8 protein-coding genes are annotated in these 14,387 nt (G+C 58.9%); 1 reads left to right on the top strand and 7 read right to left on the bottom strand.

The window, feature by feature from the left end; all coding sequences use genetic code 11:
• Nucleotides 1-69: 69 nt before the first annotated feature.
• The 4 genes from J3T92_RS00200 to J3T92_RS00185 form a co-directional block, all read right to left on the bottom strand.
• Nucleotides 70-3,048 (bottom strand): cation-translocating P-type ATPase, encoded by a 2,979-nt coding sequence (locus J3T92_RS00200; protein ID WP_416378886.1) that lies wholly within the window; start codon nucleotides 3,046-3,048, stop codon nucleotides 70-72.
• 356 nt (nucleotides 3,049-3,404) lie between these two features.
• Entirely contained in the window at nucleotides 3,405-4,730 is a 1,326-nt protein-coding gene (locus J3T92_RS00195) for an MFS transporter (RefSeq protein ID WP_267399181.1), read from the bottom strand.
• Nucleotides 4,731-4,877: 147 nt separating this feature from the next.
• Nucleotides 4,878-7,541, bottom strand: coding sequence for an alpha-L-rhamnosidase (locus J3T92_RS00190; protein ID WP_267399180.1), 2,664 nt, complete (start codon nucleotides 7,539-7,541; stop codon nucleotides 4,878-4,880).
• Between the two features lie 32 nt (nucleotides 7,542-7,573).
• Nucleotides 7,574-8,872: an MFS transporter gene (locus J3T92_RS00185; RefSeq protein WP_267399179.1), complete on the bottom strand. Its 1,299-nt coding sequence runs from the start codon at nucleotides 8,870-8,872 to the stop codon at nucleotides 7,574-7,576.
• Between the two features lie 242 nt (nucleotides 8,873-9,114).
• Between J3T92_RS00185 and J3T92_RS00180 the strand changes: the two genes are divergently transcribed.
• Nucleotides 9,115-10,176, top strand: coding sequence for a LacI family DNA-binding transcriptional regulator (locus J3T92_RS00180; RefSeq protein ID WP_267399178.1), 1,062 nt, complete (start codon nucleotides 9,115-9,117; stop codon nucleotides 10,174-10,176).
• 85 nt (nucleotides 10,177-10,261) lie between these two features.
• On the opposite strand, the gene J3T92_RS00175 is transcribed toward J3T92_RS00180, so the two are convergent.
• The 3 genes from J3T92_RS00175 to J3T92_RS00165 form a co-directional block, all read right to left on the bottom strand.
• A complete protein-coding gene (locus tag J3T92_RS00175; protein WP_267399177.1) occupies nucleotides 10,262-11,833 on the bottom strand; it encodes an ATP-binding protein in 1,572 nt (523 codons plus the stop codon).
• A 214-nt stretch (nucleotides 11,834-12,047) separates the two neighbouring features.
• Nucleotides 12,048-13,556, bottom strand: a complete 1,509-nt coding sequence (locus J3T92_RS00170; RefSeq protein ID WP_267399176.1) for a sensor histidine kinase — start codon at nucleotides 13,554-13,556, stop codon at nucleotides 12,048-12,050.
• Nucleotides 13,544-14,275, bottom strand: a complete 732-nt coding sequence (locus tag J3T92_RS00165; protein WP_267399175.1) for a response regulator transcription factor — start codon at nucleotides 14,273-14,275, stop codon at nucleotides 13,544-13,546. Before J3T92_RS00165 ends, J3T92_RS00170 begins: the two co-directional genes overlap by 13 nt.
• Nucleotides 14,276-14,387 lie beyond the last annotated feature (112 nt).

Here is a 14,387-nt window from a genome sequence, read left to right as displayed (position 1 = left end):
GCGTCAAAGCGGATTACCCCCCCCCCCCCGATCGGCAGCACTACACAGGGAACCGGGAGGGCGAAAGAGTCACGCCCGCAGTCGTCTGACTGCCCACATGGCCAGTTTGCGCAGCTCAGAGGCGACCAGGACCAGAGAGGCCAGCACGATGCATTCCAGCCAGGCCTGGGGCCGGAGGGGGACAGTCCCGAAGGCCTCGCCCAGGAAAGGCAGATAGACCACAGCCATCTGCAAAAGGATGGAGACGCCGATGGCGCCCCAGAGCCAGAAATTGCCGAACAGGCCCAGGAAAGCCGATCTCCGGGATGAGCGTGAGGCCAGCGCGTTGAACAGCTGGGCGAAGACCAGGATCGTGAAGCCCATGGTCCGCGCCTCACGCATCTGCGCCTCATGGCCGATCGCCTGGACCGACCTGTCAGTGAAGAGACCGCCACTCAAATGCATGTCCATGCCAATCAGGGTCACCAGGGCCATGACCAGGCCGATATAGACGATGTCGACCCACATGTTCCGGTCAATCACCCGGTCGTCGACGGACCGGGGCGGACGGCCCATCAGATCGTCGCTCTGCGGGTCCACTCCCATGGCCAGGGCGGGAGCCGCATCGGTCAGAAGGTTGATCCAGAGCAGCTGAGTGGCCAGGAGCGGCACGGTCACGCCCGCCACGCCGGGCTGCGATATGCCCAGAAGACCCGCAAAGACCACGCCCCCGAAGACCGTGAAAACCTCGCCCATGTTGGAGCTGAGCAGGTAGCGCAGGAACTTGCGGATGTTGTCGAATATGCCCCGGCCCTCTCGTACAGCCTGGACGATGGTGGCGAAATTGTCGTCCGCCAGAATCATCTTGGCCGACTCCTTGGTGACCTCGGTCCCGGTGATGCCCATGGCCACGCCGATGTCCGCAGCCTTTACAGCAGGGGCGTCGTTGACGCCGTCGCCGGTCATGGCCACGACCTTGTCCTGGTCCTGAAGCGATTCGACGATCTTCAGCTTGTGCTCGGGGGCCACGCGAGCGTAGACGGAGACCTTGGAGGTGGTCTCCCGAAGCTGGTCCGCATCCATGGCATCCAGCTGCTCGCCGGTGCAGGCGGGGCCGCCGGGTTCGGTGATGCCCAGGTCACCCGCGATCCTGGCCGCAGTGAGTGGATGGTCGCCAGTGATCATGATCGTTCTGATGCCGGCACTGTGAGCCTGAGCCACGGCCTGGCGGACCTCAGTCCGAGGCGGATCGATGATGCCGACCATGCCCGCCCAGATCAAATCGCTTTCCAAATGGGCGCTCTCCTGGATTACCTTGTCCGCAGACAGGAGAACTGCGGAAGCACGCTGAGTCTCCTTAGACAAACGGTCCGTCTGGCCTGTCCCAATCGTGCTTGACGGCTTCTCCCCCTCGTCATCTTCGGTCAGGGACGACAGTTCCTGACCGGATACAGGCCGGAAAGCCTGTCCTAGAGTCCTGTAGGCATCGCCGGACAGTTGGCTGACCTGGGCGAATATCCTCTCCCGGTCAGCGCTAGTCATAGGCCTGACCTGGCCGTCTTCGAGAATCCGGTCGCACCGGCCGAGCAGCACATCGGGAGCACCCTTGCAGAAGAGACGCGATTGCCCTTCGCTGCCGTCACGCGGAGCGGCCAGGACCGACATGAGCTTGCGCTCGGACGTGAAAGGAATCTCAGCCAAACGACGGTAGCCGTCAGCCTTGGCATCAGCGCCGACTTTGCGAGCGGCGACAATCAGAGAGACCTCCGTGGGATCGCCGACGCTCTGCCAGTGACCCTGCCCGGATCCAGACTGGGCCTGGGAATCAGGTTCGGCCTCGACCGGCTGCCAATGCAGGTCTCCGTCGTTGGCGATGGCCCCGACCATCAGGGTCTCTTCCACTGCCTCAGCCAGAGATGAACCAATGGTATCTGTCAGTTGTTGATCATCTGACCCACTGGCCTCGACCGGCTGCATGGTTCCCTCCGGAGCGTACCCGGTGCCAGTGAGCCTGACCTGCCCCGAGGGGACGACCACCCGTTCAACGGTCATTTCATTGCGTGTAAGAGTCCCTGTCTTGTCGGAGCAGATGACTGATGCCGATCCCAGGGTCTCCACCGAGCTGAGCTTCTTGACGATGGCATGATGCTTGGCCATGCGCTGCACGCCCAGGGCGAGAACCACAGTCAGGATGGCCGTCAGCCCCTCCGGCACAGCAGCTACGGCCAGGGATACGGCCATGAGCAGGGAATCAATCAGATCCTGGGTTGTCTGAAAGCCTTCCATCAGGGCCAAAGCAGCCAAAACCAGGGCGGCAATCAAGCAGACGGCCAGTCCGAGGAGCTTGGAGACGCGGGCCATCTCCTTCTGTAGGGGCGTGGGCTCCTCTTGGGTATCAGCCAGCATGTCGGCGATCTTCCCGACCTGGGTGTCCATACCAGTAGAGGTGACGATCATGCGCCCGTTCCCCTGGGTCACTGCGGTGCCGTTGAAGACCATGTTGGTTCTGTCGCCCAGAGCCTTGGGCTGGTCCAGCCGACCGGGCCGCTTGCCCACCGGCAGCGACTCGCCGGTCAGCGATGCCTCGGCCACGCGCAGACCTGCGGCCTGGAACAGTCTTCCGTCGGCGCCGACCGAATCGCCTTCAGCCAGGACTACTACATCACCAGGCACGATCCTGCTGGTCTCCAGGCTGACCACCCGGCCGCCTCGCAGCACCGAGGCGTGCGGGGCCGTCATGCTCGCCAGAGCATCCACAGCCCGCTCGGCCTTAGCCTCCTGAGCGTACCCCAGGGCGGCATTAAGGATGAGGATGATCATGATGACGATGGCATCAAAGGGCAGGGGCTCCCCGCCTCCTGATGCCGGATGTGAGCGTTCCACCACCCAGGCCACCAACGAAATGGCCGTGGCTGCCAGAAGCAGATAGACCAAGGGGTCCTTGAACTGTTGAAGGAACTTCCGCCACGCGGGAACGGAAGGTGCTCCAGCAAGCTTGTTGGGGCCGAATTGTTCCAGTCGGCGCATCGCTTCGGCCTCGGCCAGACCCTGGTCAGGATCCACGTTCAGGGCAAGGGCAACCTGATCGACGCCTACTGTAGAAGGATCCTTGAGGTCGGGGTCATTCGTGGCAAGCCTCCGCTCAGGGTCCTGCCCCGCAGCCGGGATCACACCGGTATCTGTTGATTGTTCATGCTTGGAGTCGCTGGTCAACCCAGTCATGCCACTCTCCTGCTTATGCCACGGAGTAGTCAACGCTTCGGGGGCCTGTTGAAAGAAATCAGAGTCGGCCAGTCCAAAACGCTGCGTGGATGTTTACCAAGTTGAACAAAAAATATACATAAATCAGGCCATACTCGTCAAGTTCTTTGCTCCAGGGCGTATCAGCCGACTCTCCACGCCGATACGCCCGAAGACAGACGACCCTATTTGACCGAACGGATCAGCATGATGACAGCGGCCCCAATGAGCACCATGACGATGGCAACGGGGAATATGGACACATACCCCGCGCGGATCACCAAGACCGAGACCAGTACCGGGGCGATAACCTGTCCCAGAGTATTGGCCAGGTTCAGGATGCCAAGATCCTTGCCGGCTTCGTTCTTGTTCGGCAGCACATCAACATTCAGGGCCTGGTCTACTGAAGTGTAGATGCCATTACCCAAACCAGCGATGCCCGCATAGCACATCATGCCCACTGCTGTAGGAAACACCCACGGCAGAGCGATGCCCAGGGCAAGGATGCAGGAGCTAACTACCACGATGACCTTGCGGCGGCGAAGCTTGTCCGAGATGGGACCAGAGATTATTGAAGCAAAGAAAGTGACCACCATCGAGATGACGGACATCGTTGAAATTGCACTGGCCGATGCCGCAACGGAGAGCCCGCAATACTTTTGCAGAATATAAAGCTGATAAGTAGCGACCATGGACGAGCCCACCATCATGAAGAGCCTGCCGCTGAGCGCTAGATAGAAATCACGGCTTCCCTTTGTCGGTGGCGTGAACGAAACCCGCAACCGGTGCCATAGACTTTGTTTCTGACCGCTTTCATGACCGCTCACCGCCGTCGCTGCAGAACCTCCGGCAGCAGAATGCTCACGCGGCCAAATGATGACAGTAAGGATGCCTGTCACCGCGAACAGGCAGATGCCGACGATGAAACCTACCTGCATGTGTCCAATGAATCGGGCGCCAATCAATGTGCCTAAGGACTGGCCGACGATGCCACCACCACCGTAGAAGGCAGAGAAAGTCCCGCGAGTGGACTCGGGGATTCGGTCAGAGAGCACCGCGACAGCCGGCGCAATCATCATGTTGACTCCCACCTGTACTAGGCACCAGCCGGCCACGATGGTAGGAATGGTAACTGCTTGTGAGGTGTAGAGGTAGCCCAAGGCTGTGACAACTCCTCCGGCCACCACCCATGGTGTGCGCTTGCCTAGCCGCGAGTGCGACATATCAGACAGGGCGCCGAAGATCACATTGGATACCAAGGCGAATACACAACCGACTGAATTCATCGTGCCCAGTATGGCCTCAGGAACGCCGACGCCAAGATTTGTAAACCGTTGCGGCAAGAGCACCTGGGAGCCAGAGGTGCCGGCAGTCATCCATATCACTGAAAACAAACAGAAGCCTATCCCGAAGCGGATCTTCTCCGCTCTAGTCAGTGGACGGCCCGTATCCGGCGCGATCGCGTCTGATGGCAGCGTTGCCTCAGGAACCTGCTCAACTGTATCCGCCATTTCATATACTCCAATCCTTTACAGGGAGCGCCATGCTCCATTTGAGCTTCGTTGCTCTTTTGAGGAACGGGCACGGCAGCACTGCCGTACGTCCCATCCCTAGTCGGCCAAATCCAAAAAGTCAGGATCTGGCCGACTTAGCAGTAGTCAGCGTTCGACCACCAGATCGTAGGTTCCAGCAGAGTAATCCTTGCTGACACGTTCCCCTTGGCCCACGGGAGAGCCAACCAGCACCCGTGCCACAGAACCAGCAGGCACGACCAGCCGAAGCCGGACTTGGCCATCTTCAAGCCGCCAGGACGATCCAGCCATGCCATGAGGCGTCAGATGGCGCGTGGATGCTTTCGTCATCCCGCCACCAATTCGAGGATCGACCTCGAAGAGGCTCCACCCCGGTTCGAGAGCTCTCAAACCGCCAATCCGCTCATGCATCCACTCAGCCACGGACCCCAGCGCATAGTGGTTGAACGAGGTCATGCCGCCCGGATTGATGGATCCGTCAGGTTCCATGGAATCCCAACGCTCCCAGGTAGTCGTCGCCCCCATCTTCACCTGGTAGAGCCAGGAGGGGCATTCGGTCGACAACAGCAGAGAGAATGCTTCAGGATCGTGCCCGGTCTCGCTCAAAGCTGGCAGGACGAATGGGGTACCGGCGAAACCAGTGGAGACCTTGCCACCTGACTCGCGCACCAGTTCCGCCAACCGTTGGCCGGCAGCCTGCTTGAGCTCAGGCTCGGCATCGAACAATCCGAAAGCAATCGAAATCGCATAGGCACACTGAGTATCGGAGGTCATGCGCATATCTGAACTATCGCCTGCCACAAACCGGTTCCGATAGCCGGTAACCATCAGCTCATACAAGGAGCGGTAGTCGGCTGTTTCTGTCTGCTTCCCCAGAGCCTGGGCAATGCGGGAGGCATAGTCAACCGAACGGGCGAGGTAGGCAGTGGCCACCAGCTCCTTCTGGGTCATAGCCTGGGCAGGGTCATCCGGCGGAGCGCTGGGATCCAGCCAGTCTCCCAACTGACCAAGCACATAGTCCGGCCGACGGTCCCAAACTCCGTCCGGCGACAGGTAGGCGCGCACTTCGTCTATCCATCCTCGCACCAAGTCCCAGGATTCATCCAGAACATGCCGGTCCCCGCCCTCCATATAGAGAGTCCAAGGAACCGCCACAGCTGCATCTCCCCAGATGGCGATGGCTGACGGCTTGGCCCAGACGCCCAGCGGCACAAAGGGCACGAAGAACGGTATGGTGCCGCGAGCCTCCTGCTCGATGCGCACATCCTTCAACCAAGAGGAGAGGAAGGCCTGAACATCGTAGAGGTAAGCTGCCGTCGGCGCGAAAAGGTCGATGTCTCCGGTCCACCCCATGCGCTCGTCCCGCTGGGGGCAATCGGTGGGAATGGAGAGGAAATTAGAACGCATTGACCACAGAACGTTGTCGTGGAGCTTGTTCAGAAGCGGGTTGGAGCTGTCGAACCAGCCGGTCCGCTCCATTGTGGAGTGATAGACCCGGCAGTCGATATCCTCGGCGGTCAGTTCTCCGGGCCACCCCTCAATGCTGGCGTAGCGGAAGGCGTGCATGGCAAAGCGAGGTTCCCACCAGGCATCCTGTCCATTCGAGATGTATTGATCATGCTCCTGCCCTCGGCGCAGAGTCCGTGTGGCCAGGGTACCGTCCTTCTCCAGCACCTCGGCATGGCGGATGGAGATCTGAGCACCCTCTGCCAACCCATGCATGTGCAGGCGCATCCGCTGACTGCAGTTCTGACCGAAGTCGATCAGCCAGGAGGAGGACTTCCCCGACCCTCCGGTACGGGTAATGGACACCGGCTGGTTCCGCCCTTGCATACGTACGGCCTGGAGCTCTGGATTCTCAATCTTCGCCGGATCATAAGGAATCTCAGCCACTGGCCGCCATGCCGAATCGTCGAAACCAGGACTGGACCAGCCCGGCTCCTCCAACCTGGCATCGTAAATCTCTCCCTCATACAAGTCCGAGCACACGATCGGCCCCAGAGTGGTCTTCCAGGTGCGATCCCAGGAGTTTGAGTAGATATGGGTAATCGAGCCGTCTTCGCCCTCCACCTCCAACTGGGCGAACACTCCTATCCTGTCGCCATAGAAGTTGGCCATGCCGCCGTCGAACCCCAGTCGGCCACGGTACCAGCCATCGCCGAGCCAGAAGCCCATGGCATTGGCACCCTGCGACAGCTGCTCGGTCACATCATAGGTCCAGCACTCCAGACGGCGGCCATAAACGGTCCAGCCAGGCGTAAGCTCGTCGGAACCGACCCGAGCGCCGTTGATTTCAGCCTGGACCAGACCCAGAGCAGACAGATAAAGTCTGGCGGACCTAGGCGCTGCAGGTAGCTCGAACTCCGCATGCACCAGGGGCAGATGACGATGGTCCGTCTCGGCCTCTGACCAGGAGGGACCGACGAAGTCGGCGATACGGTCGGTCACATCCAACCCGACATCAAAGCGACGCTCCGGCGATGGCGCCCCGAGAGGAGCTCCGTCGGCATTGATCATGGCAAGAGTCACCTTTGCTCTCTCCCGCGAGCGCAGGGGTTCAAAGGGCCAATCCAGGAGCACATTGTCGCCAGCATCAACCTTGGCTTCCTGCTGTACGGGATCTCCGCCCGGCATCCGCCTGGTCAGCTTGACCGCCACTTTCGCCCCTTGGGGTGGCTGGTCCGTGTATGTCCAGGAGAGCCTAGGCATGTGGCTGCCGATTCCCAGCACGTCACCATGGTAGTGCTCCACCTCAGGGGCGCCAATGGCGATTATCTGATTCGTATTCATATAATGTGACCTCCTTGTCTTGTATGTGTGCGTTACCGCTGAGACCGTTCCCGGCGTTCCTCATCGGTGCCATACCGTGCCTGGAGCCTGATCATGATGGTTCCGGCGATGGCCTCGATGACCACCACCACTGCGAAGCCCCACATGGTGGTTCGGATGGTCGAAGGTACGACCAGGGCAGGCGTAACCAGGGCTAACAGGCCACAGCAGAGACGTGAGAAGCCGTTGATGAAGCCCTGAATGGAGGCGCGGATCTCAATGGGGAAGGACTCCTGGGTCCAGACCTTGTACAGTGCCTCGCCGGCCAGAGGGCTGCCCAGGTTCATGAAGGCGGTGGCGCCAACGATGATCCACAGGTTGGTACCACCCAAGGAGAGAGCAACCATGGCGATGAATGTGATGATGATGCCTGCCACGAAGGCCTTGTTACGGTATTTGCCTCCGGCGATCGAAGCGAAAACGATGTTGAGAACGAGGGTCACGAAGTTGAGGATGATGCCCAGTCCGGTGGCCAGGGTCTGAGAGGCATGGGCGTTGACCAGCATGAATGTCTGGAACTGGCCCCAGGTGTTGGCCAGCAGATTCCATCCCACATAGAAGATCAGGATTGCAGCGAAAAAGCTCAGATACATTTTCTTGTTCGCGCCCATCATCACCTTGATCACCGAGACCTTGGTCCCGGTCTCAACCCCGGGCTCAGCTGCGTCACGACGATCTGCAGCCTCATGGAAGGCACGGAAGGTGGGCGAGCATGTGCGCCAGAGCCAGGCGATCACTGCAAAAACAGCCAGAATGACGAAAACCGCACGGCCTCCTGCAGCCCCTTGCATCCTGGAAACCAGGAAAGCGCAGATGAAGGAGATGAACACGCCGACCTGCCAGTAAACCTGGGTGGTGGATACCAGACGAGCCGCCAGCGAATCATTGGGAGCATCATGGGAGACGACGGTCATCGACACCGGCAGATCAGCGCCTGAGGCTACACCTGCAATGACTACACCTGCAAGAAGCATGGCGTATGAGCCCGAGAACACAACGATGGCGGCCCCCACCGCATAGAGCAGGTTAATCCAATTGAAAAAGCGGACCCTCCCGACAACGTCAGCGATACGGCCTCCGAAGAGGGAACCGAAGGCGATGGCGAAGGTCAGGGCCCCCGACAGGACTCCCACCTGCCCGTTGCTCAGCCCAAAACCCTGCTGCCATACCGTGATGGTCGATGAGAGGCCCACGATGATGCCTGATCCCAGCATTGATCCGATGCCGGCGGCAACAGCCAGAGAGCCATAGCCTCCCAGCCCCTTGTCCGCCGCAGAAGTGCTGTCTGCCATATTTTCTCCTCTGTCATTGAGGCGAGCGCCGGGCGCGACCTTGCATATCGAAGCCCAGTACCGTTCATTTTTTATTTTTCATTTCGCAAATAAGGCTAAAGACTGCCTTTTCGTAGATTAACACTAACTCACTTTTTGAAAATTTCAATCCTGACCTTCAGACAACGTGCCTTTATACTGTCAAGTAGGCGTTAGGCTGGTTTTACGCGATAACCACGGTCAGCAGGAAGGAATCCGACACCATGTCGTCCGCACAAGACGCAGCCGTCCCGGCAGGCAGAGGCAAGGTCGGTGTTGCAGACATCGCCCAGAAAGCCGGGGTCTCGCTGGGCACAGTCTCCAATTATCTGAACTATCCCGACCGCGTCTCGCAGACTCTAAAAAAACGCATAAGCGCAGCAATAGACGAACTCGGCTATGTGCCCCGCCCAGCTCGCGGAGCCGCAGCTCTGACCGGACAGTCCACCATCGGCATCATCATGACCGACATCGAGCATTCCCTGTTTACCTCCGTGTTCGAGGGGGCCCAGGAAATCTGCGAGGACAAGGACATGCAGCTGATCGGTACCAATGCCTATTCCGATTCGGAACGCCAGACCAGCCTGCTCAAACTCTTCTACTCCCTAGGCGTCAAGGGAGTTATTCTCTGCAGCGTAGTGGACTGCACCGCCGATCTGGAATGGGCTGCCTCGGTCAAGTTGCCTGTGGTACTGGTCGATCATGTGGAGCCCAGCAGCAAAACCAAAAACTGCAGCGTCATGGAGGACAACCTCGCCGTAGGGCAGATGGCGACCAGGCATTTGTTGGAAGCTGGATGCCAACACATCGCCTTCGTCTCTCACTCCTTCGACTACCAGTCCATATACGACCGCTATACGGGGGTTCAGCGGGCCATGCGAGAGCAGTCCCAGGCCAAGTTGTCAATCATCGATTCGCACGGAATCATGATAGAAGACGGCTATGCGGTCGGCGATGAAATCAGCCAGCTCCCGTCGACGACAGTCCCTGACGGCATCGTCACCGGCAGCGATGTTCTTGGGGCGGGAATCATCAATGCCCTGCAGGAGAAGCACAGATATCGCGTACCCGACGACATTAAAGTTATCGGCACCGAAGGCGCCCGCACGGACAGCTATCCCAAGGTCCCCTTATCAGTAGTCGCCGCGCCAGGAGTCGACATGGGCCGCAAGGCCGCTACCCTTTTGATGGACGAGTTCAGCAACTCCCGGCATGCGCACGGCTCCGTGTTGATTGAGCCGACCCTGGTAGAGCGGGATTCAAGCAGGTCAGCGTACTCGCACTGAGAAAACAATCAGCATGCTATAACCATGCTTCATCATGACCACCCGGAAATACCTGCTCTTACGGTAGTGCCATTCACGGCTTCTTTTACAAAGACATCTCAGCTGAGGCATCGCTGGACACATATCGTTGGTACTTGCTCCGGGGCTTATCGGGAAGCGTCATGGAGAGCGCATCTTCTTCGAGCAATGGCTCGATGTACCGCCTGCGGACATAGTACTTGCCCAGCCCAAGCGCATGCGCGATATCCTCGAGCGAACGGGGTTCCTTACAAAAACCGAGAATCCTGTCGCGTATTCCCTTGCCCGTCTTTGCTGCTCCCGAGGCATCAGAACCACCAAGTGCATGGACTTGGACGCGTTTCGCCGAATCAGATACTGCGGCCCCAGTCCAATGAACGGTTGCTTCCGCCGCACCAGCACGCTCCGGCACAGAGTAGAAGCGCACAGTGAAGGAAGCCTGCCGATCCTGAAACTCTACAGGCTTATATCCACACTGTTTGGCCTCCTCGCGGATAGCCGGAATTCCTGAGTGCCGATTCTCCGCAACCCCCTCAATCTCCAGCAGACTGACCAGGGTAGGGTTCCTGGTCTGACTGTTGGCAAAGCCCAAGTCGTTGATGCTCTGACCGCCATATACACCACCAGGATTCCAGCATTCAAGACAATCAGTAAAGAGCGTCAATCTGACCGGCGTTCCGTTACAGTATGGGCCATAGTCACGATGCATCAGTGCATTGGTCAGGATTTCCCTGACTGCGGTTTCTGGATACTCAGGAATATCAGTGCGCACCCCATCCCTGATCACCGTCCTGGTTCTGCTGTTACGCCGCACAAAGGCCATAGCATCCTCAAGCATGCGGTCAATGGTCCCTTCAAAGCGCTGATTGTCAAGGAACCGCTCTCCCCCAAGACCAGTTCCGACCTTGGCTCCCGGCACAACCACGGCGGTAATACAGAGGTTCGGATACACCTGCTGCGGGTATTCGCCAAGGGTCATCAAACCTGCGAGAGTAGGAGATCCACGACGGCAGACACCCGATAGCTCCAGGATCTCGTCCTCATTCCTTCTGGCTAGGAGCGGGCGTTCCCGCTGTGCGCGACTAATGAAATCATGACGTTTTTCTGGGTTCAACATATCGGAATCGGCCTGAGGGTCTACCGATACATCGTCGCGCCGACCGTCCTTGAAAGTCTCGATCTCATACAGCTGCGTAGGCGTCATGCGGGCATCAGCATCCCCGATCCGAGTGTAGCTGCCTGCGCTGATGCCTGCTGTCTTGCGGTAGACAGGCCTCTCGCCCATAGGTTTGCCATTGACGTAAGCCGAAACCACTGTCTTACCGTCAATCAGGCTTTCGCTATAGACTGGTCTGACCTCGGGATACATCTCTTTGCCCTGTGCCGTTACCGCCTTTTCCAGCTCCTGCGCGTCGTGGACGCCAACAACCTCGAATCCAAGGCTTTCATCCAGCCCGAATACGATGATGCCGCCCTCGTTTTGGTTGGAAAACGACGACAGCGAGTCATACACCTTCGGAGTCCCCTGGCTGGCGGCTTTGACTTCTATCGATTGGCCTTCGCAACCCTTGCGCTGAATCGAACGCACAACCTCCTCAAGAGACAGATCGCTCTGTTCAGCGCCATCTGATTTTTGCATGCAGGCCCCTATAAATTGATAATCTCTGTTATCTTTATCATACAGATTTACTAAAGAATGGCAAACTTTAGTAATTGATTACTAAAATAATCGCTAAAAATTGATGTTTTTATAATTATCAATCCATGATTAACACTATTTCCAGATCTTTATCACTGTTCAATTTTTAGTCCGACATCGAGTTTGCAGTGACCGATATTCACCCCCGCCTCATTCACTGCACCGGCAAAGATACCGTGACTACTGCGCCATCGCCATCGGTAGCATTTCCGAAGGTCAGGCGCCCCCCTGCACTCTCCACAGCTGACCGGGCCGCAGCCAGGCCGATGCCATGGTGACCACCAAAGCCGTGCCGGCTGCTATCAGCCTGATAGAGCCATTCTGTGGCATGGGCTAGAGCCCGGCTGCTGAATCCTGGACCCTGGTCACGCACGGTCACCACCAAGGCTCGCCTGCCCTCCTGTCCATTCTCCAGCCTCCAGGTCAGCGTCACCAGGCCTTGGTCCGGAGAATAGTCAGCTGCGTTGGCAACGATGTTCATAATCGCGCGGGCAAGACCAGCAGCATCACCAGAAATCTGACCAGTGGCGGAACCTAGGTGATCATCCCTCTCAAGCCGCAGACCCCGGGCATTCAGGTAACCCTGGGCCTGGTTGTCGACCATATCCCTCAAGGCGACCGTCGTGACCCCGGATCGCCCCGAAGCGGTACCCACAGAGCCCTGACTGATGGCCTGGGCATAGTCGGCCATCTCGCGGATGGCATCCTCGATGGAGTCCAGGTAGGACTGCTGCTCCTGGCTGAGTCCGGTCTCCCCCAGCAGGTCTGCGTTGCCTCGCATGATGGTCAGCGGCGTCTTCAGATCGTGAGCCAGAGCCGCCACCTGCCGACGCTGGGACTCCTGGGCCGTCCAGGTCTTCTCCAGGGATTCCTTCAGTGTGGCGCGCATCCTGTCGAAGGACCCCAGCACCCGGTTGATCTCCATCACGTTGCTGCGGGGCAGCGAGGCATCCAGATCCTGCCGCCCTATATCGTCAGCCACCTGGTTGAAGACCTTGAGCTTGGACGATATGACATGGGCCGCCCGCAGCCCGACTAACAAGAGGGTGAGCAGCAAAGCCATCCCGCAAGACGCGAGCAGAAGGTTCTGGGGATTGGGATAGCGGTCCCGGTCCTGCCTGGATGCCCACTGCGGCTGAACCCGATAGGCCAGGACGCATGGCCTCCCATCGGCTGTGGCATAGACGACGTAGGTCGCATCCGACTTCGCGCGAGTAGCTAGGGGCCTTCCTGTCTTCTTTATCTGCTCTTCCGATGACTTAGATGCCCTGTGCTTCCAACGGTCGGCCGCCAGCTGGTCGGCCTCGCTGGCCATGCCGCCCTTCATATCTCCCCCCGTAGGATGCCCCTGATGGTCATAAGTCCGATACCAGTAAGCGGAGGGAATCACAGATTCGTCAATAGTGGTTGAGCGGCCGATGGATTGCCCGACCTTCTCCAGATGCTGCTCGCCATAGTTGGCCCAGAAGAAGTCACCCCTAGCCCCCAGGTTTATCCAGACCATATAAATGCCGGCGAACAACAGAGCCAGAATCAGCAGCACATAGAGAAAATATCTGATGATCAGCACAACGATGGGCATTCCCTTGCGGCTCGGCCGGCCCTTGTCGTCGACGCTCTGCTCCCTGGGCGATTCGGGCACGCCGTCGGTCAGGCCACCCATTGGTAACCCACCGACCAGATGGTCCTGATGGGGTCCACCCCCAGGGCCTTGAGCTTGCGCCGGGCATTGCTCAAATGCACTCTGACCGCAGCCGTGGCATCGCTGTCCGTGTCATCGGCGGCTGGGTCATCCTCTGCAGCCAGGCAGGCCTCCCATATCTGCATGGGCGCGTAGGCCCGACCTGGATGCTCTGCCAGCAGGGCGCATATGCGGTATTCCGCATCCGTCAGATTGGCGTTGCGCCCGTCCACCTTGATCTGCCGCGCCTGAAGGTCCATGTCCAAGGCGCCGAAATGTAGGAGCGGGCGGCCGCGACGACTGCCTTGAGACAGCCGCGCCCTGACCTTGGCTCGAAGTTCGGCAATGCCGAAAGGCTTGCGTATGTAATCGTCGGCGCCCAGGCCATAGGCCAGGACTGCGCTGTCTTCGTCGGTCTTGGCCGTCAGGAAGATGATCGGGCAGGATACCCGTTCCCTGATGGAAGTCAAAAGGGCAAAGCCGTCCAAGTGTGGCATCATGACATCGCAGAGAATCAGGTCGACCGAGGACAGGTCCATGCTTATGACCTTCCGCGACTCGTTGACCACGGTCACGGCATAGCCGTCCTTGGACAGGGCAGCCATCAGCAGGGTGGTGATCCTTGGATCGTCGTCCACCACCAGGATGGATGCCCGATGCTGATCGTCCACGGGGGAACCTTCGGCGTGCACGTCAACCACGATTGGCTCCTTTTCTGCGCTTGCCGACTCGGCCCAGGCGCTTTCGAGAATGAACGCCTTGTGGGCCAGGTGTCTTGCAAGCCTGATTCCTAGGACAGATTTCTCGCGGACC

Source organism: Bifidobacterium sp. B4081 (assembly GCF_026537335.1).
Classification (GTDB): domain Bacteria; phylum Actinomycetota; class Actinomycetes; order Actinomycetales; family Bifidobacteriaceae; genus Bombiscardovia.
This window is presented reverse-complemented; position numbering and strand designations above follow the sequence as displayed.

What these genes read in the sequence shown, in the direction of transcription:
- J3T92_RS00180 (WP_267399178.1), top strand. Translation starts at nt 9,115, where the DNA reads ATGTCGTCCGCACAAGACGCAGCCGTCCCGGCAGGCAGAGGCAAGGTC.
- J3T92_RS00190 (WP_267399180.1), bottom strand. Translation starts at nt 7,541, where the DNA reads ATGAATACGAATCAGATAATCGCCATTGGCGCCCCTGAGGTGGAGCAC.
- J3T92_RS00175 (WP_267399177.1), bottom strand. Translation starts at nt 11,833, where the DNA reads ATGCAAAAATCAGATGGCGCTGAACAGAGCGATCTGTCTCTTGAGGAG.
- J3T92_RS00185 (WP_267399179.1), bottom strand. Translation starts at nt 8,872, where the DNA reads ATGGCAGACAGCACTTCTGCGGCGGACAAGGGGCTGGGAGGCTATGGC.
- J3T92_RS00170 (WP_267399176.1), bottom strand. Translation starts at nt 13,556, where the DNA reads ATGGGTGGCCTGACCGACGGCGTGCCCGAATCGCCCAGGGAGCAGAGC.
- J3T92_RS00195 (WP_267399181.1), bottom strand. Translation starts at nt 4,730, where the DNA reads ATGGCGGATACAGTTGAGCAGGTTCCTGAGGCAACGCTGCCATCAGAC.